The organism is uncultured Adlercreutzia sp. (assembly GCF_958431955.1).
Classification (GTDB): Bacteria; Actinomycetota; Coriobacteriia; order Coriobacteriales; family Eggerthellaceae; genus Adlercreutzia.
In genome coordinates this window covers 1-18252 of record NZ_CAUASN010000001.1, presented here as the reverse complement: position 1 = coordinate 18252, position 18252 = coordinate 1, and the positions used below count along the sequence as shown (strand labels likewise).

The following is an 18252-nucleotide window of genomic DNA, read 5'->3' as shown; positions in this document are numbered from 1 at the left end:
TGTTCTGCTACTCCTCGTCGGGGCGGTCGATGGCCATGCAGATGCGGTCGATGCGCAGGCGGTCCATAGCCAGCACCGTGAAGGTCACCTTGGTGCCGCGGTTTTCCAGCACGGCCACGTCGCCCTCGGCGGGGATGCGGTCGAACAACTTCAGCAGCAGGCCGCCGGCCGTTTCCACCTCGTCGGCCTCCTCGGGTTCGAAGCCCAAAAGCTCCACGAGGTCGTTGATGGCCAGCGTGCCGTTGATCTGGTAGGTGCCGTCGGGCAGCTCTTCCACGTCATCATCGGTGTCGTGCACGTACTCGTCGTCGATGCGGCCCACGATCTGCTCCATGATGTCGCTCATGGTCACGATGCCCGCCGTGCCGCCGTGCTCGTCCACCACCACGCAGATTTTCGTGCAGCGCTCCTGCATGGTCTCGAGCAGTTTTGCGATGGGAATGCTCTCGGGCACCGCGGGAAGCTCGCGGATATTCCACTCGGAAAGCGGGGTGTCCAGCGGCATGTCCACCAAGTCCTTGGTGTGCACAAAGCCCACGATGTGGTCCTTCGAGCCGTTGCACACGGGGTAGCGCGAGTACTTGTACTGGCGGATGAGCTCCAGGTTCTCCTCCAGCGTGTCCTCGGTGTCCAGGCAGATCACATCGGTGCGGGGGGTCATGATGCCCTCGGCGTCCTTGTCGCCCAAATCGAAGATGTTGTCCACGAACTCGTTCTGCTCCGGATCGATGAGGCCGTTTTCCGTAGACTCGTCGATGAGCAGCTTGATCTCGTCGCCGGTGTACACCTCGTGCTCGTCGGCCGGGTCATGGCCGAACAGACGCATGACGCCGTTGGTGATGCCGTTGAAGATGACCATAACCGGGTAGGTGATGCGGTAGAACACCCGCAGCGGCCCGGCGGTATGCAGGGCGTACTTCTCGGTGGAGAAGATGGCGAAGGACTTGGGGATGAGCTCGCCGACCACCACATGCAGGGTGGTCACGATGAAGAAGCCCACGGCCACGCAGATGGGGTACACCGCCGATTCGGGGAATCCCCAGGCCAGAAGCGGGGCCTCCAGGACGGCGGACACCGCCGGCTCGCCGAGCCAGCCGATGGCCAGGGAAGCAAGGGTAATGCCGAGCTGGCAGGCCGACAGGTAGGCGTTGATGTGGGTGGTCACATCGCGGGCAGCCTCGGCGCCACGGCGCTTCTCGGCCACGGCCATGTCGATCTGGCTGCGTCGCACGCGCACGAGCGCGAACTCGGCCACCACGAAGAACGCGTTCATCAGCAGGAAGAACACGACCAACAGCAAGCAAATGGCGGTTTGCATAGCTTCAAACACCCTTTCGCGAAGCGGCCGTACCGCGGTCGCTTCCGTCTCAGTAGGAATAGGTGACATATATCCTAGGCGATTTCCGCGCCGTACTCCCGCAGGTAGGGAAACTGGCATCAGATTATTACGAGCAGCGGCCGGCGCCGGGGCCGCAAAGCCGTTCCTACAGGAAGCCGACGGTTTGGCCGATAAGCGGGTCGGCAAAGGAGGGGCGGTGGTAGAGTAGTCCAGTTTCCATCGAGCATAGGAAGAGCGCGGCGGCCGCACGGGGAGAAGGTCGCCCAAGCAGATGAGGTGTTGTGTATGAAATTGACCCGCAAGCAATGGATGATGCTGGCCGTGCTGGTGTTCGGCGCGTTCGTGACCGTGTTGAACCAGACCCTGGTTACGCCGGCTCTGCCCTCCATTATGGAGGAGATGTCCGTCGACCAGTCCACCGCCCAGTGGCTGACCACCGGCTTCACCTTGGTGAACGCCATCATGATTCCCATTACGGCGTTTCTGCAGGACCGCTTCTCCACGCGCAAGCTGTTCGTGTTCTCCATGGGCATGTTCGCCCTGGGCACGCTGCTCGCGGCTGTCGGCCTGAACTTCCCCGTGCTGCTGGGCGGCCGTCTCGTGCAGGCCGCCGGCGCCGGCATCCTCATGCCGGTGACCATGACGGTGCTCATGCTGGTGTTCCCCGTCGATCGCCGCGGCTCGGCTATGGGCATCTTCGGCCTCGTTATCGCCTTCGCGCCGGCCATCGGCCCCACGGTGGCGGGCTTCGTGATCGACCAGGCCGACTGGCACATCCTGTTCTACATCATCTTCGGGCTGGCGCTCGTCATCATCGCGGCGTCGCTGTTCCTCGTGGACGATAAGGTGCCGGAGAACAAGGGCGACTCGGTGCTCGACCCGCTTTCGCTTGTTCTTTCCACCCTGGGCTTCGGGCTTATGCTCTACGGCTTCTCGGCTCTGGGCTCGGCGGGCTTCACCCTGGTGCCGATGCTCACCACCGCGGTGGGCATCGTGGGCGTGGTATGGTTCTTCATCCGCCAGACGCGGCTGCCTCATCCCATGCTGCGCGTCGATGTGCTGAAGAACCGTCGCTTCCTCGTGGGCACCATCATCGGCATGCTCGTGCAGGGCGCGCTTCTGGCCGCGGGCATCCTCATGCCCATCTACATCCAGTCGCTGCACGGCCTGTCGGCCACGGTGTCGGGTTTGGTACTCATGCCTGGCGCCATTCTCATGGGCGTGATGAACCCCATCGCCGGCAAGTGGTTCGACCGCCACGGCCCGCGCCGCATGGCCATCGTGGGCATGACCCTGCTGACGCTGACCACCTTCGCCTTCGCGCTGCTTAACACCGCGACGAGCATCGTGTACATCACCGTGGTGTACACCGTCCGCATGTTCTCCATGACGCTCGTGAACATGCCCATCACCACCTGGGGCATGAACGCCCTGGACAACAAGGTGATGAACCACGGCACCTCGGTGAACAACACCCTGCGCCAGGTGGCGGGCTCGCTCGGCACCGCCATCATCATCGCCGTGAGCACCCAGGTGCAGAACATCGCCTCGCCGGGGCTCGGCGCTACCGAGGGCACCATGCTGGGCATCAACGCCGCCTTCCTCGTGTGCACGGCGCTGTGCCTGATCGGCCTGGTCATGACTGTCGCGCTCGTGAAGGACAAGCCCGGCGAGGAAGCCGCGGTGGACGAGGAAGGCACCCGCAAGTCGCTGCTGACGTCCATCATGAAGACCGACGTGTACTCGCTGAGTCGGGAGGCTACGGTGGAAGAGGCCATGCGTCTGTTCGTGGAGAAGAACATCTCGGCGGCGCCCATCGTGGACGAGTCGGGCGAGCCGGTGGGCTTCATCTCCGACGGCGACATCCTGAAGCGGCTGAGCCCGCGCAGCAACTCGTTCACCGATCCCATTGTGCTGATCAACCGTACCGTTATGGACGACGAGGGTTATGCCGAGAAGCTGGCGAAGGTCATGCAGATGCGCGCCAGCGAGATCGGCGCGGGCAACCCCATCTGCGTGAGCGTGCATGCCGATTTGACCAACGTGTGCCGCGTGCTGGCCGAGAACCACCTGAAGAAGGTGCCGGTGCTAGAGGATGGCCACATCGTGGGCGTCATCAACCGCAGCGACATCACGCAGTACTCCATGGCCGCGTATCTGTCCGAGCATCCGAATCGCGCCGTGTTCTGCGATGATGAGCCGAGCGGCCAGATGGAGGCCGTGGTGGAATGCGATTGCGAGAAGGAATGTGCAGAGCGCCGCGCCGCGATGCCGACGGCGCATCCCGCCGAGCCGCAGCGGGGCGTGCGCTCCGAGGGCCGCGAGGGCTAGGGCCGCGCGGAAAAGCCAGCAGCCCCGGCGAGCGAGGGCAACGGGGCTGCTTGCGTTCGGGAAGCCACGAGGCCGGCTTCCATGGGTGAAAGACCCAGGTGCTCAGAGGTGCGGTTCGGCGTCGTTCGGGCATCTAGTATCTCCACCTCGATAGTAGCTGTTTCGTTTACGTTGCCGATGCCCGCACGGGAAACTGTGGCCGAACTGGTACACTGGGCAAAACTCATCGCCGACCCGTGAGGAGGCCCCATGTTCGGAGACAATCTGGAGCGCATCGTCGCCGCTATCGAGAAGAACTACGAAGCTGACGAGATATTCTTCACGAAACCGGGGCGCCGATTCCCCAGCCGCACGGCCATCAAGGGGCTCATCACCGAGCTGCGCCGCGTGCTGTTCCCAGGCTATTTCGGGCCCGAGATGCTCTCGCCCTCCACGAGCCCCAGCTACTTCATCGGCCAGACGCTCATCGACATCGAAAGCGTGCTGCGCCAGCAGCTGATTTTGGCGCTCACCTACACCTCCGACGAGCGCGACGACCTCATCGGCAGCGGCAACCACCTGTGCGGCGGCTGCACCTCCGACACCATCTGCCAGCAGACGGCCGACATCTGCACGAAGTTCTTCGACGCCCTGCCCGAGGTTCAGCGCACGCTGCTCACCGACGTGCAGGCGCTCTACGACGGCGACCCGGCGGCCGGCTCCAAGGAGGAGGTCATCTTCACCTACCCGGGTCTGTACGCCATCTACGTGTACCGCATCGCGCACGTGCTGTTCGAGCTGGGCGTGCCCATCATCCCGCGTGTGATGACCGAGATCGCCCATTCCTCCACCGGCATCGACATCGGCGCCGGCGCGACCATCGGCGACTACTTCTTCATCGACCACGGCACGGGTGTGGTCATCGGCGAGACCTGCGTCATCGGCGAGCATGTGAAGCTGTACCAGGGCGTCACCTTGGGCGCGCTTTCCACCCGCGGCGGCCAACGTCTGGCCGGCGTGAAGCGGCATCCCACCATCGAGGACAACGTGACCATCTACTCCAATGCCAGCGTGCTCGGCGGCGAGACCGTCATCGGCGAGGGTTCGGTCATCGCGGGTTCCACCTTCGTCACCTTCTCGGTGCCCCCGAACTCCCGCGTGTCGGTGAAGTCCCAGGAGATCTCCGTCCGCCAACCGGGCGAACGCGACTAGGGACGCGAGCTCAAGGGGACTGCTGCAAGGGGAGGGCTTGTGGAACAGCTATTGAATCGGTTCGTCGGGAACATTTCCCCGGCGGCGTTGCTGGTGTCGTCGTTTTTCTGGTCGTGGCTCGACGTGGTTGTGTTTGGCCCCGCGGTCTTCTGGGCTGCTGGTGCCGAAATGCCCATGGAGCCCATGGTCGTGTCGTTTGCGACGAGCGTCGTGGTGCTGGGCGTCGCGGCGGTGAACGCTCGGCTACGCCAGACGCTGGTGAGCGTGCGCGGCTTCGCGGCTCTCGCATTCGTGACGGGAACGGGCGGCACGCTGCTGTTGTTCGCGGGCGCTGTTGCGTCCTCTCCGTCGGCGTTGATTGCCGCCGGTATTGTCGTGGGCGTGTTCGAGGGCGTCGGCATCGCCGTGGTGGGCGCGGTGGCCACCTGCCAGGGAACGACGAACGCCCTCATCCATATCGCCGCTGCGCTGCCCATGAACATCGTGATCATTTTGCTGGCGGTGTTTCTGCTGCCGGAGGCGTCCATCGTGCTCATCGCGATGCTGCCCCTGCTCTCGGCCCTCTGCTTCAGCGTGTATCTGGCCCGGGCGGCCAACCGTACCTCGCTCGCCGGCGTGCTGCGTCCCGTCGGATCCCTTCCGCGACGGCCCTCTGCGCGCCCTTGGGGAGTAAACCGCACCTTTCTGCTCGTCGTGCTGGCAGTTACGGCGGCTTTCGGCATGGTGAACGCCCAGACTATCGAGGTGACGGGCAACGGTCCCTTCGACGCCTATAGCGGGTTGGTGGTGCGCGCGGTGGTGAGCGCTGCGGTTCTCGTGGGGTATGTGCGCTATTCGTGGCGGCCGCAGTCTATCTTCAGCGCCGCTTTGCTCATTATGGCCGTGAGCCTTATCGTGAGCGCGGCGGTGGCGTTGCCCGCGATGCAGCTGCTGTTCCTTGCCGGCTACGTCTGCTTCGATCTTCTCATCTGGGCACTTATCGTGGGGATGAATCACGGCAGCGGCGCTCCCGTGTTGCGCACCGTGTGCATGGTGCAGGCGGTGGATCAGCTGGGAATTCTGCTGGGAACGTTCATTCCCTGGAGCGGCACTCCCCAAGTCGTCGCGGTGGCGAACGCCGGCTTGGGCGTTGTCGTTATGCTCCTGGTCATGTATTTGCTGCTGCGCGATCGCGGTGTGGTGGAGAATTTGGGCGGCAACGACTACGGATTCGCTGCAGATGATGAAGCTGCCGAGGGGCCCGGAGCAGATGGCCAGAGCGCATCGCTTCCCTTGCCCGGGGAGCCCGATACCTCCAGCACGGCTCTGCCGGCAGCGCTCGATGCGATTGCGGGCCGCTACTTCCTCTCGACGCGCGAAGTAGATGTGCTCGCTCTGCTTGTAGCCGGCCGCAGCGGTCCGTACATTGCCGATCACCTGTGCATCTCGGCCAATACGGTGAAGACTCACATTCGGCATATCTATACGAAGCTCGACGTGCACGACCGTCAAGAGCTTCTCGATCTGGTGCATACGGCCGACAGCTCCGCTGCGGTCTCTCCGAGCGGACGGTAAACCTCATCACAATCGGGTGATTATGGCGAAAAACACCCGTTGAGGGCGAAATCCTCTCAGCCTTCTTGGCGTTCAATAACAGTGCCACCCATGCTCGCATGAGCCAAACGGAGGGGATGGCAGACCAAGGAGGAAGGACCATCATGAGAGGACTAACAGGTAGGAAAACGGCTCTGCTGAGCACGCTGGCGCTGGTTGCGGCCTTGTCCGCCGGCACGCTGGCGGGGTGCGCGGGGGCCTCGGAGGGCGGCACGTCCATGGCGAGCACCGATCCGGCGACCATGACCACCAAGACGCTCGTGAAAACGGCCACCAACGAGATGACGCTCGTCGATTGGGACGTGACAGCCGACGAGAGCCCGCTGACCATTTCGAGCGACGATGCCCGGTTCGCCGATTACCTGGCTTCGCTCGAGGAGCTGACCGGCTTCGACATCGAGAGCATCACCATGCAGGTGACCATCACCGAGTTCGCCGGCGCCGAGATCGCGGCGACCCACGAGAACGTGACCGACAACATGTATCGCATCGATTCCCTGGAGGCGGTTGTCGACGGGCAGGCCATCACCTACGCCGACGGCGACTTCAAGTAGCCGCTTGGGTTGGAATGCCCGGCAGGCTTGGCGCCCGTATTGCCCGTGGCGATAGCGTGCGCCGGCTTCACGGGGCGTCGAGCCCCATCTGTTCAAGCAAACGCTTCAATCGAAAAGAGGTGCCTATCATGGCAGAATTGACGAGAAGGAACTTCCTGTTCGGAGCCGGTATGGCCGGCGCGGCGATGGCACTGGCGGGCGTGGCTGCCCCCGAGCGCGCCCTGGCAGCCGAGGAGGAAGAGGAAGATTGGGCCAGCCAGGTGACTGAGGAGATCTCCTGCGACGTGCTCGTTGTCGGCGGCGGATTCTCCGGTGTCGCGTCGGCCGTGCAGGCCGGCGAGCTCGGCGACAAAGTGCTGCTCATCGAGGGACAGTCGGCTCTCGGCGGCAATGGGACCGGCGTGGAGTGCACCAACGCCTACGGGCTGCATCCCAATTCGGGGGAGGCCACGCTCGGCGAGATGGTGCGCTACGAGGCCGACGCCCAGTCATACACGGTGAATCAGCAGTTTATCCGCGACATGATCAGCCACGCGGCCGAGAACGTGCAGTGGCTCATCGACTGCGGCGTGCAGTACGAGGCCGTCGAGGACCTGGATCCGGCGTACCTGGCCATGTACAAGGAAGGCCGTTACCGCGCCGAGTTCAGCTTCGACTACGTGTACAAGGGCGGTGCGGCAGGCATCGGGTATTTCCCCTTCATGAAGAAGAAGCTGGCGGAGTATGGCGTCAACCTGCGCTTGAACACCCGCGCCCGCGAGATCATCTTGGGTGAGGACGGCACGGTGGCCGGCATGTACGCCACCGATACCTACGGGGACACCATCAAGATCAACGCGAAGGCGGTCATCGTGGGCACCGGCGGCTTCGGCGAGGACGAGGATCGCATGGCGAAACTCGGCATCGACCTGTCCGACATCCGCATCATCGGCACTCCGGGCCACTACGGCGACGGCGTTTCCATGATGATCAAGGCCGGCGGCATCGAGCACGGCGCCCCGGCGTTCGGGTGCACCAACATCATCGGCTCGGCCGGCCCGTGGGGCCCCATCTGGGACAAGCTGTGCTGGGGAGGCCCGAGCCTGTGGGTCGACATCCACGGCGAGCGCTTCTCCGACGAGGCCTGCTCCACCTACACGCATAACTTCGAGCTGCAGAACGTTCCGGTGCGTCTGGCCGGCGGCACCTGCTGGGCCATCTACGACGCGAAGATCCTGGAAACGATGATGGACGGCGACGAGGAATGCGCTCAGCTTTGGGACGAGATGGTGGCCAACGGCGATGATGCCTACAAGGCCGACAGCCTGGAGGAGCTCGTCGAGGTGATGGGCGTGGAGAAGGAACTGTTCCTATCCCAGGTAAAGCAGTACAACGACATGGTGGCCAAGGGCGTGGACGAGGATTACGGCAAGGACGCCCAGTACCTCATGCCCATCGAGAACCCTCCGTTCTACTGCGGCCTCATTCGCGGCGCGCTCGAGGGCCTCTACTCCGGCGGCGTGAAGACCGACCGTCAGTTCCGCGTGAAGAAGCCCGGTCGCGACCAGGCGTTCCCGAACCTGTTCGCCGTGGGCGCCGATGGCGGCATGCTGTACAACAACATGTACGGCATCGACATCAACGGCTCCATGACCTGCCACGGCGTGAACAGCGCCCGCACGGCGGCCAAGACCGCCCACGAATACGTGACTGGCGCGTAGTTTCGCTTACACCCTCCCCCTTGGCGCGCGAGCCCCTCCTCCCCGGCTCGCGCGCCGCTACGTTCGCCACCACTCCAAATATGCTATACTGCTAGCATTATGGAAGGAGCTGCTATGCCGAACGCCCAAATGAACTTCCGGATCGATGCCGAGTTAAAGCGGCGCGGGGACGAGCGGTTTGCTCGTCTCGGCATCACGCCATCGCGTGCCATGCGGCGGCTCTACGAATGCGCTGCCCGCTACGACGACGAATCCGAGCGAGTTCTCACGGCGCTCATCAAGCCTGAGGGGATCTCTCCGGAAGACGAGGGGGAGAAGCGGTCCCAGGCGGTTTTAGATTTCCTCGATTCGCTTCAAGCCCAGCGAGAAGCCATGGGCATTCCCGCAGGAGCTACGAGCCGTATATTCACTGACGAAGAGCTCGATGATCTGTATTACGACGCCCAGATGGAGCGAATGGCGGAACGGGGGCTCAAGTGATTACCGGGGAGAACGCTATTGTCGTAGACAAGAATGTGTGGCTCGACTTTTATCTTCATGAGCGGACGTTTCATGAAGAGGCAGCTCGCTTTATTCAGGTTGCGGAAAAGTTCAGCGCCAATCTGGGCACTCCGGCCGATGCGGTCAACTTGGTATTCTATACGATTGAAAAAAGCATGAAGCAGCTCGTGCGTGAAAGCGGCGGTACGGTTGACGCCGCCACGGCGCGGGGGATCAACAACTATGCCTGGAGCTGCGTCGATCATATGACGGAGTTGTCCATCTCCATTCCCATGGACGATAGAACAGCGTGGCTTGCGCGCCACTATCGTGACACTACCTCCGACTACGAAGACGGCTCGGTGCTTGCCGCCTGCGAGCTCTGCAAGGCGCGTTACCTGGTCACTCATGACAAGAAGCTTGCCGCCCAGGCCAATATCGCCACGAAGACCGCCGCCGAGATGGCCGACCTGATAGCCCACGCTCACCGCGGCTAGGGCTGCACGACCTATAGAAACTTGGTCTCGGCCAGCTTGGCGAGCACCCAGTTGTTCAGGCGCACGACAGGGCGGCGCAGGACGAGGCCCAGGATGAGGCTCGGCACGAGGAAGGCGGCGAGCAGGCCCATCTGCACGAGGTACTGGTTGCCGTAGATGCCGGCCATGGCGCCTTCTAGCGCGGGCATGGAGTGGGCGAAGGGCAGCCACGGATAGATTTCCTGGAACAGCGGGGCCGAGAGCATCTGCACGGGCATGAGGCCGCCCGCGCCTGCCAGTTGCAGCACCAGCCCGATGATGGCGATGGCCTTGCCGATGTTGCCGAACGACACGGTGAGCGTGTACACCATGCTCGTGAACACCACCGCCGCCAGGCAGCAGGCGAGCAGGTACAGCGCCAAGTGCTCGCATTCCACCCCGAGGAAGAACACGTTGCCGAGCCCCACGATGAGCGCCTGGGCCAGGCCGATTAGCCCGAACACGCCGTATCGGCCGAGGTACAGCTCGGCAGGCCGCGGCGCGCGGCCGAGCTTCTTCTCAAGCGCCTGCTGGCGCGCCGGCGAGACGGTCACGCTCATGAGCGCCACCATGAAGATGGCGCCAATCCACAGGCACAGCGATGTGTAGAAGGGGCTCATGGCGCTGCCGTTGTCGGCCATGGGGTACACGGTGTGCTGCGCGAGCTTCGTCGGCGCGGCGATGAACTGGGCGATGGCGGCCGGGTTGTTGCCGATGATGCGCCGAACCTCGTTGATGTCGCCGGTGTTCAGCGCCTGGCGCAGGTCGTCGCGCGCCTGGGTCAGCTGGTCGGCGGCGGTGCGCAGGGTGTCGGCCGTCTTGCGCAGCGATTCCTCGGCCGCGTGCAGGCTCGCGCCGAGGGAATCGGTGGAGTCGCCGAGGCCCTCGGCGGTGCTCTGGAGGGAGGAAGCCAGGGTTGCAGTGTCGTCGCCCACCTTCTGCAGGCTGGCTGAAAGGCTCTCGAGCTCGCCTTTCAGCTGGTCGTTGTAGGTGGCTTGCGAGGCGTCCAGTCCTGCCCGCGCCTTCCCGATGGCATCGGTCACCTTCTGGTGCGCCTCGTCGAGCGAGGCGGCGTCCTCTCCGACCGCGCCTTCGGCGGCCTGCAGGCTTTCCCGCAGGGTGCCCAGCTGCGCGATGACCCGGTCGAGGGCGGCCAGGGCCGGGCTGTCCGGGTCGGCGGCTGCCAAGGTGTCGCGCATCGACTGGTAGGCCTGCTGCAGCGACTGCACGTCGCCGGCGGTGGAGGCTAGCACCTCGCGGGCGGCTGCGGGGTCGTCCTTTATGGTGGCGAAGGCCGCATCGGCCGCTTGGGCCACGGCATCGTAGCTCGCGTCGGCGGCATCGAGCGCTTTCTGCGCCGCATCCGCCGCGCTCGCCAGGCCGTCCTGGGCGGTCGCCAAGCCGTCGCGTGCCTCGCTCACCAAAGGCGCCGTCTCGTCGGGTGCGCTCGCGGCCTCCTTCAGGATGGAGCCGGTGGCCGCCACGAGCGAATCGGTGGATCCCACCAGGTCGGCGTAGGCTTCGGCTTGGTCGGCCGCCGCCTTCACCTCGCCGATGGCCTCGTCCAGCCGGCCCCCGAGGTTCTGCGCGTAGGTGAGGATGCCCTCGCCGCTCATGAACGAGGTGAGGCTGCTCGTGGTGTCCAGCGCCACCGACGCCACCGTCTCCGTGAAGGTCTCGTCGATAGTCTCCTGCAGGGTATTCGCGCCGGTGGACGTCACGCGCTGGGCGATGGCGTTCTCCTTCTCGTTGTCGTAGTAGACGATCTTCGGCTCGGCGATGTCGTCGGAGAACACCGTCATCAGGTCGGTCGAGAATTCTTTCGGAATGACGAGCGCCGCGTAGTATTCGCCCGAGCGCACCCCCTCCACAGCCGCGTCGGCGCTGACGAACTGCCAGTCGAACTTGTCGTTGGCGCGCAGCTTCGCGATGATCTGCTCGCCCGCGTTGATGCGCGACGGCAGCAGGTCGGAGACGTAGCCCTCATCTTCCGAGGCCACCGCTACCTCGATATTGCCCGTGTTGTCGTAGGGGTCCCAGAAGCCCAGGGTCGTGAACCAGGCGTACATGGGCGGCACGAGCGCCAGGCCCATCACCACGATGGCGGCGATGACGTTCTTGAACAGGTTCCGCACATCACCGGAGAAGATTTCCCAGATCATCCTCATGCGGAATCACCACCTGAAGGGTTCTCGCTGTGGGATGGCTCTTCCTTTACTGAGATTCCTGCGGCCTGCGAGGCCCTTTTCTGCAGGTCGGCGGCACTCAGGTTCGCCAAAGCCAGTTGGCGGGTGATATTGGCATCCAGGTAGCTGATGACAATGAGGTAGGCGTCAACGGCGATGATACCCACCACCATGGCCATGAGCATCATCACCCGCGTGTTCACGTCGGCGTGCACCAGCACCATAACGGCAAAGGTAGCAATGGGCTGCGCGATGAGCGCCGCCCAGCCGATGCGCCGCAGCACGGGGTAGCGGCGGCGGAACCGCTCGGCCCGGGCGATGAGCGCCCGTCGGAACTCGGCGGTGTTCAGCAGCGCGCGAATGAGGGTACGCGTGCGGAAGTGCCCGCGGGTGTCGGCAGCGGCCTTCGCGCTCGGCGTGACCGGCTCGGCTAGCAAGAGGTCGGTGGCGCCGAGCTTCTCGTCGAACATGAGGGTCAGGTTGAGGTCGCAGCGGCCCACCACCAGGCCGATGAAGAATCCGATCGGCACGAACAGCAGGCCCAGCAGCAGCATGTCGCGCAGGTAGTCCAGGCCGTAGAAGCCGCCGATGGCCTCGCGCATGGCGTCGATGGAGTAGGTAAAGGGCAGCATGGGGTGGATGAAGCGGAAGAAGTCGGGCATCATCTCGATGGGGAACATGCCCGACGAGCCGGGAATCTGCACGATGAGCAGGATGACGGCCACGGCCTTCCCGATGTGGCGGAAGGCGTAGGACAGGGCGAACATGAGGTTCACGTCCACGAACACGGTGAGCAGGCCCGCGGCGATGAAGGCCGCCGGACTCTCGCACTGGATCCCCAAGGCCAAATCGCCCGCGCAGCACACGAGTCCCATGGCCAGGCCGCACACCACATAGAAGAGCCAGCGTCCGAAGTAGGCCTGCACGGCAGTGAACTTCGGCAGGCCCTCGGGATCGACGTGCAGCTTCACCATGGCCATGAGAATGAAGCCGGCCACCCACAGCGCCAGGTTCGTGAAGAAGGGTGCCACGCCGCTGCCGTAGTTCTTCACGGGGTACACGAGCTGCGTGTCCAGCGCCACGGGTGCCGCCATGAAGCTGCCGATCTCGGCGGGGTCGGCCTTCAAGTACTCAGCCAGGCTCTTCACGGCCGCGGAGTTCTGCAGGGCGGTAAGATCGGTGAGCGAGTGGGCGAGGTTGTCCTCCATGGTGGCCAGCGAGTCGGAGGTGGCCGCAAGCGATGCCTGCGAGGACTCCAGCGTATCTTCCAGCTCCGCGAGCAGCGATCGCGCCTGAGTAAGCGACGGGGAAAGGCCGCGCAGGGCCCCTTCCAGGGTGCCGCAGGCCTCCACCTGCTCATCTAAGCTGCTCGTCAGGTCGGGCAGCACGCTGTCCTGGAAGGTGGCCGCAGTGGCGCGGACGGTGTCGGCCGCCGAGGCGGCGGCTTTGTCGATGGCGCCCGCTTCGTCTTCCAACGCGCTGGCTGTGGAGGCCAGGTCGTCGTTGGCGGTGCGTAGGGCTTCCACGGTGGCGGTCAGGCGCTCGTCTGCCGCGCGCGCCTCGGCGAGCGCTTGGGACACGGCGGGATCGGCCCCTGCGGCTTCGGCTTCTGCCGCCAGATCGTCCACGAGCGCTTGGTTGTCGGCGAGCAATGCCTCGGCCGTGGCGAGCGCTGCCCGGGTGGCCGCTTCAGCGGCGGCCACGTCTCCGCTTACGGTGCCGAGCGCCTGCTGTGCCCGGGCGCCCGCTGCCGAAAGCTGCAAGGCGCCGTCGGTAGCCTCCCGGGAAAGCGAGGTCCCGTAGGTGTTCGCGGTGTTCCGCACGCTGGCCAGCAGTTCCTTCGATTGGCCGACGGCGTCCAGCAGGTGAGGCACATCGTCCTGCAGCCCGGCGAGTGTGTCGTCGGCGCGTGTCGTCGCCTCGCGGGTGTCAGCCACGGTGCCGACGAGCTCATCTAGGGTGGAGCGCGTCTCGGCGATGGTGTCATGCGCGCTCCGAATGCCGCTGGTCAGGCTGCTCTCGGCGGCATCTCCCTTGCTCTCGGCCTCGGCGCCGGCCTCCTGGGTGGTTCCCACCACCTTCTCCGCCACGGTCTTCACGAAGCTCTCGTTGATGGACCGCTCCACGGCCGCAGCCGCCGCGTCGGTCACCTTCGGCGCGATGGAAGACGGCTTCTCGTTCACGTAGTACTCCAGCGTGGGCTGGGTGAAATCGCCGGTGAACACGCTGGCGAAATCGGCGCTGAAATCTTCGGGGATCACGAGCGCTGCCCAGTACTTCCCCTCGTAGACGCCGTTCACGGCGCTTTCGGCATCGGTGAATTCCCAGCCCATATCGTGGTTGTCGCGCAGCTGGTCCACCACGCTTTGGCCCACGTCCAGCCGCCCCGCCTCGGGGCTGTCGCAGCCAGCATCTTCGTTGGCCACGGCCACTTTCATGGAGGCGGTGTTGCTGTAGGGATCCCAGTTCGCCACCACCACGTACCAGGCGTAGGCCGAGGGCATTACAATCATACCCAGCACGATGACCAGCGCCACGGGGTTGCGCAGCACGCGTTTCACGTCCCTCGCGAAAATGGCGAAGATGACGGAAAGATATGTCGCTGCGCGCTTGAGCATGGAAAAATTATCCGCGCCCTCATCGAAAGCTTGGGGCGCGCCGTCGGTTTGTCAACGCCTTGTGGCCGAAGCCGCCGAAGTGTTGCGATACACTGCGATGAAAGCGCAACCGGGCGCCGTCGCGCCCTATCGCCTCATGCTAAGGAAAGGAGGCCCTCCGTGGCCGATCGCACTATTGAGAACGACAGCACCGAAGTTCCCGAGATTCCCGAGGAGCTCGAGCGCGTGCTCGTCTTCGCCCTGGACGAGGGCAAGGCGAAGCTGGAGGGCGGCGAGGACCTCATCCCCTTCACCGCGCTCATCGTGAAGGACAACCTGTTTTTGGAGACTCATCCCGGCGAGAACGCTGAGGAGTGCTTCGCCGCCGCCGAGGCCAACGTGCGCGGCGCCCGCGGGGCCGGCGGCTACGCCTTCTGCTATGACGGCTACATCGAGACCGACGACGGGGTGAAGGACGCCGTCATCGCCGAGGGTGGTCAGCCCGGCGCCGAGGACGGTTACGCGGTGGCGTACCTGTACACGGCCGACGACGAGGGCGCCTATACCTTCGAGCCCGAGCCGGCCTACATCGGCGAGGCTCCGAACTTCATGGAGGCCCTGAAAGAGCCGGTCGCCTACGCTGCCGACGAGATCGACGAGAAGTTCGCGGATGCCGTGGAGGCTGCCGAGGGCGAAGGCTCCTGCTGCGGCGCCCACGACCATGCGACCGGCGAATCCTGCGGCTGCGGCTGCGCCACCGAGGAGTAAGCCCACATCTACGGTTGCGCCACGGGCAACAACTCGCGCCCGCGACTGTTATTCGCACAAGGAAGGCCCCGCAAACGGGAGGAGTTTGCGGGGCCTTCGTGTCCCTTGCAATAAAAATGCCGGCAGGACCGATCACTGTCCTGCCGGCGTGCTCATCGTCGCGAGCAATCGACATCGCCCAAGGGGGTGCGACGCGCCAAGTGCCGCGCCAGCGGGTTCCCGCCAAGGCGGCGGAGCCCGTCGTTGCGAGAACCGTTAAGGAGGCCCTCGCGAACCCCAGCGAAGATCGCAAAGAAAAGAAGTGGCGCGGTGAGGAGGGGTGCCTCACCGCGCCGGAGGAGGGGGTAGCGGCATCGAGTGCCGCATCTGCTTTCAAGGGGATTGAAGCAGAGCGATGGAAGCAGGGGAACTTCCAAATCGCTGATACGAATAATAAAGCAAGACTTGTTTTCGCGTCCAGAATGTGTATCGCCTCTCCAAGAGAACGGCGCAAATTTGGCGGTGAACTGTCATCTTTGGTGAAAAGGTCACCGTTTGCCCCGCTCAGAGGGCCGCTCGCCCTCGAGGGGGCCTCCAGAAAATCTTCGGCCGCTTCCTGTATCATAGACAAGAAAACTTTCGCGGAAAGGATTCCTCATGGCCGATATCGCTCTGCGCTTCTTCAAGGACATGCTCGTCGTCGCCTCGCCCGTGCAGGCGGCCCTGCGCCGCCAGGGGATCTGCGACGCGCGCGATCAGGCCCTCGCGGTGCTTTTGGAGCCTGAGACCGTCGAGGACATCTACCGTTTGGAAACGGTCGCCGGACCCCAGTGCCTCGTCACTCCGGTGGCCGACTTCGCCCCCGCGCGCTTGGCGGCCTTGGGAATGGAGGGCGACGGAGAAAAGCTGGCTCGTGCGGCCCTCGCCATCCCGCGCGCGTTCAAGCCCCAGCACCTGCTGGTGGAGATCGCGCCGTGCGGCTTGCCGCTCGACCCCTCGTCGAAGGGGTCGCTCGTGGAAAACCGCGACCAGTACGCTCGCGCAGGGCGTCTGTTCGGGGATGAGGAGTTCGACGCCTTCTTCCTGAACGGCTTCACGACGGTCGATGACCTGAAGTGCGCGCTCATGGGGCTGCGGAAGGTGAGCGATGCTCCCATCTTCGCCTCGGTGGACGTGGCCGCCGCCGGCATGCTGGCCTCGGGGCGGGGAACGCTCGCCGAGGCCGTGGCCGTCATGGTGGAGTTCGGTGCCGCCGTGGCCGGTTTCGCCACCCCGGCCGTCCCCGCCGACGCTGCCAGGCTGGCAGGCACCGTGCGCGAGACGCTCGGGGCCCAGGGCGCCGATCTCTGCATCATGGCTACGCTCGTCGTGGCCGAGCGCGACGGCCGCCAGCAGGCCCCCACGCCGGAGAACCCCTACTATGTTCCCGACACCATGGTGGCCGCCGCGGCCGAGCTGCGCGCCGCGGGGGTGCAGTTCCTGCGCGCCGCGGGAGATGCCACCCCGGCCTACACCGGTGTCCTCGCCGCCGCCGTGGCGGGCCAGGACGTGGCGGTGGCGTAAATCGGCCGTGCGAGTTGCCGTCGGGGCGTGGCAAGGTGGCCCGTCCCCGCCGTCTCCCTTCAAATTCGAAAACCTAAGCGTTCGGCGGTCAGGTAACCTGCGCTGCTGACGCTGCGTCACCTTCCGTCGAAAAAACTTCTGTAGTTTTCGGCCTCTTAAAAACACAAATTGTTCGGTTGAACTCGAACGCGTTGGCGAGTACCATATGTATCCGCCAAAAGAACCCCTAGACACAATATATAGTGGTTCTTGCGGTTGATAACCTGTGGATAGCATGTGGGTAAAACATTGCGAAACATAGGTTTACCCCTTAGGAGTTTCGGAAGTCCGGCAGTGGGGAAAACATTGCCGGGCTTCTGCATGTTGTGGTTGGCACAGCGCGGAAACGTGACAGACGAAAGGAAGAAAGCGGTTATGGTCAAGACCATCATCAAGCGCGACGGGCGCACGGCGGAGTTCCATCCCCAGAAGATCGCCGACGCGGTGGAGAAGTCGTTCCAGGCTTGCGCGGCCATGCAGGATCGCGCCACCGCCGAGCAGATCGCCGCGACGGTCGTCGAGAAGCTTGAGAGCGGAGCCATCGAGGGCACGCCCACGGTTGAAGGCGTGCAGGACCTCGTGGAGGAGACCCTCATCGAGTCCGGCTTCGTACAGACCGCCAAGGCCTACATTCTCTACCGCGCTGAGCGCAGCCGCGTGCGCGACGTGAACTCCCGCCTCATCCAGACGCTGAAGGACATCACCTTCTCGAAGGCCGCCGACTCCGACATGAAGCGCGAGAACGCCAACATCGACGCCGACACCGCCATGGGCACCATGCTGAAGTACGGCTCCGAGTCGGCCAAGCAGTTCTACGAGATGTGCGTCATCGACCCGCGCTACGCCAAGGCCCACCGCGAGGGCGACATCCACATCCACGACATGGACTTCTACACGCTGACCACCACCTGCTGCCAGATCGAGCTGCGGAAGCTCTTCAAGGGCGGCTTCTCCACCGGCCACGGTGTGCTGCGCGAGCCCAACGACATCTCCAGCTACGCGGCCCTGGCCTGCATCGCCATCCAGTCGAACCAGAACGACCAGCACGGCGGCCAGTCGGTGTGCGACTTCGACTACGGCCTGGCCGTGGGCGTGCGCAAGACCTTCCGCCGTCTGTTCAAGAAGCACATCGCCGAGGGTATCGACCTTCTGACCGACATCGCCGACGACCGCGACTTCGCCGAGAAGACCCTCGCCCGCATCGAGGAGGAGACCGGCACCACCGCCTCCCTGGAGATGGACGCCGACTTCCGCGCTGCCGTGGTTGCCGCCCTCGTCGAGGCCGGCGCCGATGAGGCCACGGCCGACCGCATCGTGGCCTACGCCGAGAAGAACGCCTCGCGCGACACCGACCGCCAGACCTTCCAGGCCATGGAGGCGCTCGTGCACAACCTGAACACCATGCACTCCCGCGCCG

The 18252-nt window shown here is 64.5% G+C and carries 13 protein-coding genes; 10 read left to right on the top strand and 3 right to left on the bottom strand.

Annotation, left to right across the window (positions count from 1 at the left end):
* Window positions 1-7 precede the first annotated feature (7 nt).
* The gene (locus Q5064_RS00065) at window positions 8-1318 is read right to left on the bottom strand and encodes a hemolysin family protein (protein ID WP_302961194.1); all 1311 of its coding nucleotides are present in this window, start codon (window positions 1316-1318) and stop codon (window positions 8-10) included.
* Window positions 1319-1624: 306 nt separating this feature from the next.
* Between Q5064_RS00065 and Q5064_RS00060 the strand changes: the two genes are divergently transcribed.
* From Q5064_RS00060 to Q5064_RS00030, 7 genes are all read left to right on the top strand, one after another.
* Window positions 1625-3670: an MDR family MFS transporter gene (locus tag Q5064_RS00060; RefSeq protein ID WP_302961192.1), complete on the top strand. Its 2046-nt coding sequence runs from the start codon at window positions 1625-1627 to the stop codon at window positions 3668-3670.
* Between the two features lie 249 nt (window positions 3671-3919).
* Window positions 3920-4861 (top strand): serine O-acetyltransferase, encoded by a 942-nt coding sequence (locus Q5064_RS00055; RefSeq protein ID WP_302961189.1) that lies wholly within the window; start codon window positions 3920-3922, stop codon window positions 4859-4861.
* A 39-nt stretch (window positions 4862-4900) separates the two neighbouring features.
* Window positions 4901-6415, top strand: a complete 1515-nt coding sequence (locus Q5064_RS00050; RefSeq protein ID WP_302961186.1) for a response regulator transcription factor — start codon at window positions 4901-4903, stop codon at window positions 6413-6415.
* A gap of 143 nt (window positions 6416-6558) precedes the next feature.
* Complete coding sequence (locus tag Q5064_RS00045; RefSeq protein ID WP_302961185.1) at window positions 6559-7008, top strand: hypothetical protein; 450 nt, start codon at window positions 6559-6561, stop codon at window positions 7006-7008.
* Between the two features lie 128 nt (window positions 7009-7136).
* Window positions 7137-8708 carry an FAD-dependent oxidoreductase gene (locus Q5064_RS00040; protein ID WP_302961183.1) on the top strand — a complete coding sequence of 524 codons (1572 nt, stop codon included), beginning with the start codon at window positions 7137-7139 and terminating at the stop codon, window positions 8706-8708.
* Between the two features lie 114 nt (window positions 8709-8822).
* Complete coding sequence (locus Q5064_RS00035; RefSeq protein WP_302961181.1) at window positions 8823-9188, top strand: hypothetical protein; 366 nt, start codon at window positions 8823-8825, stop codon at window positions 9186-9188.
* Window positions 9185-9685: a hypothetical protein gene (locus Q5064_RS00030; protein WP_302961180.1), complete on the top strand. Its 501-nt coding sequence runs from the start codon at window positions 9185-9187 to the stop codon at window positions 9683-9685. Before Q5064_RS00035 ends, Q5064_RS00030 begins: the two co-directional genes overlap by 4 nt.
* An 11-nt stretch (window positions 9686-9696) precedes the next feature.
* Here Q5064_RS00030 and Q5064_RS00025 read toward each other — a convergent pair whose 3' ends face one another.
* Window positions 9697-11871 carry a YhgE/Pip domain-containing protein gene (locus tag Q5064_RS00025; RefSeq protein WP_302961178.1) on the bottom strand — a complete coding sequence of 725 codons (2175 nt, stop codon included), beginning with the start codon at window positions 11869-11871 and terminating at the stop codon, window positions 9697-9699.
* Window positions 11868-14507 carry a YhgE/Pip domain-containing protein gene (locus Q5064_RS00020; RefSeq protein ID WP_302961176.1) on the bottom strand — a complete coding sequence of 880 codons (2640 nt, stop codon included), beginning with the start codon at window positions 14505-14507 and terminating at the stop codon, window positions 11868-11870. The genes Q5064_RS00025 and Q5064_RS00020 overlap by 4 nt, the downstream gene beginning before the upstream one ends.
* A gap of 159 nt (window positions 14508-14666) precedes the next feature.
* On the opposite strand from Q5064_RS00020, the gene Q5064_RS00015 reads away from it, so the two are divergent.
* From Q5064_RS00015 to nrdD, 3 genes are all read left to right on the top strand, one after another.
* Window positions 14667-15254, top strand: a complete 588-nt coding sequence (locus tag Q5064_RS00015) for a hypothetical protein (protein ID WP_302961175.1) — start codon at window positions 14667-14669, stop codon at window positions 15252-15254.
* A gap of 636 nt (window positions 15255-15890) precedes the next feature.
* Window positions 15891-16796, top strand: a complete 906-nt coding sequence (locus tag Q5064_RS00010; protein WP_302961174.1) for a homocysteine S-methyltransferase family protein — start codon at window positions 15891-15893, stop codon at window positions 16794-16796.
* A gap of 414 nt (window positions 16797-17210) precedes the next feature.
* Window positions 17211-18252 (top strand): anaerobic ribonucleoside-triphosphate reductase (gene nrdD / locus Q5064_RS00005; RefSeq protein WP_302961172.1); only part of this gene is annotated, 1042 nt, incomplete at its 3' end.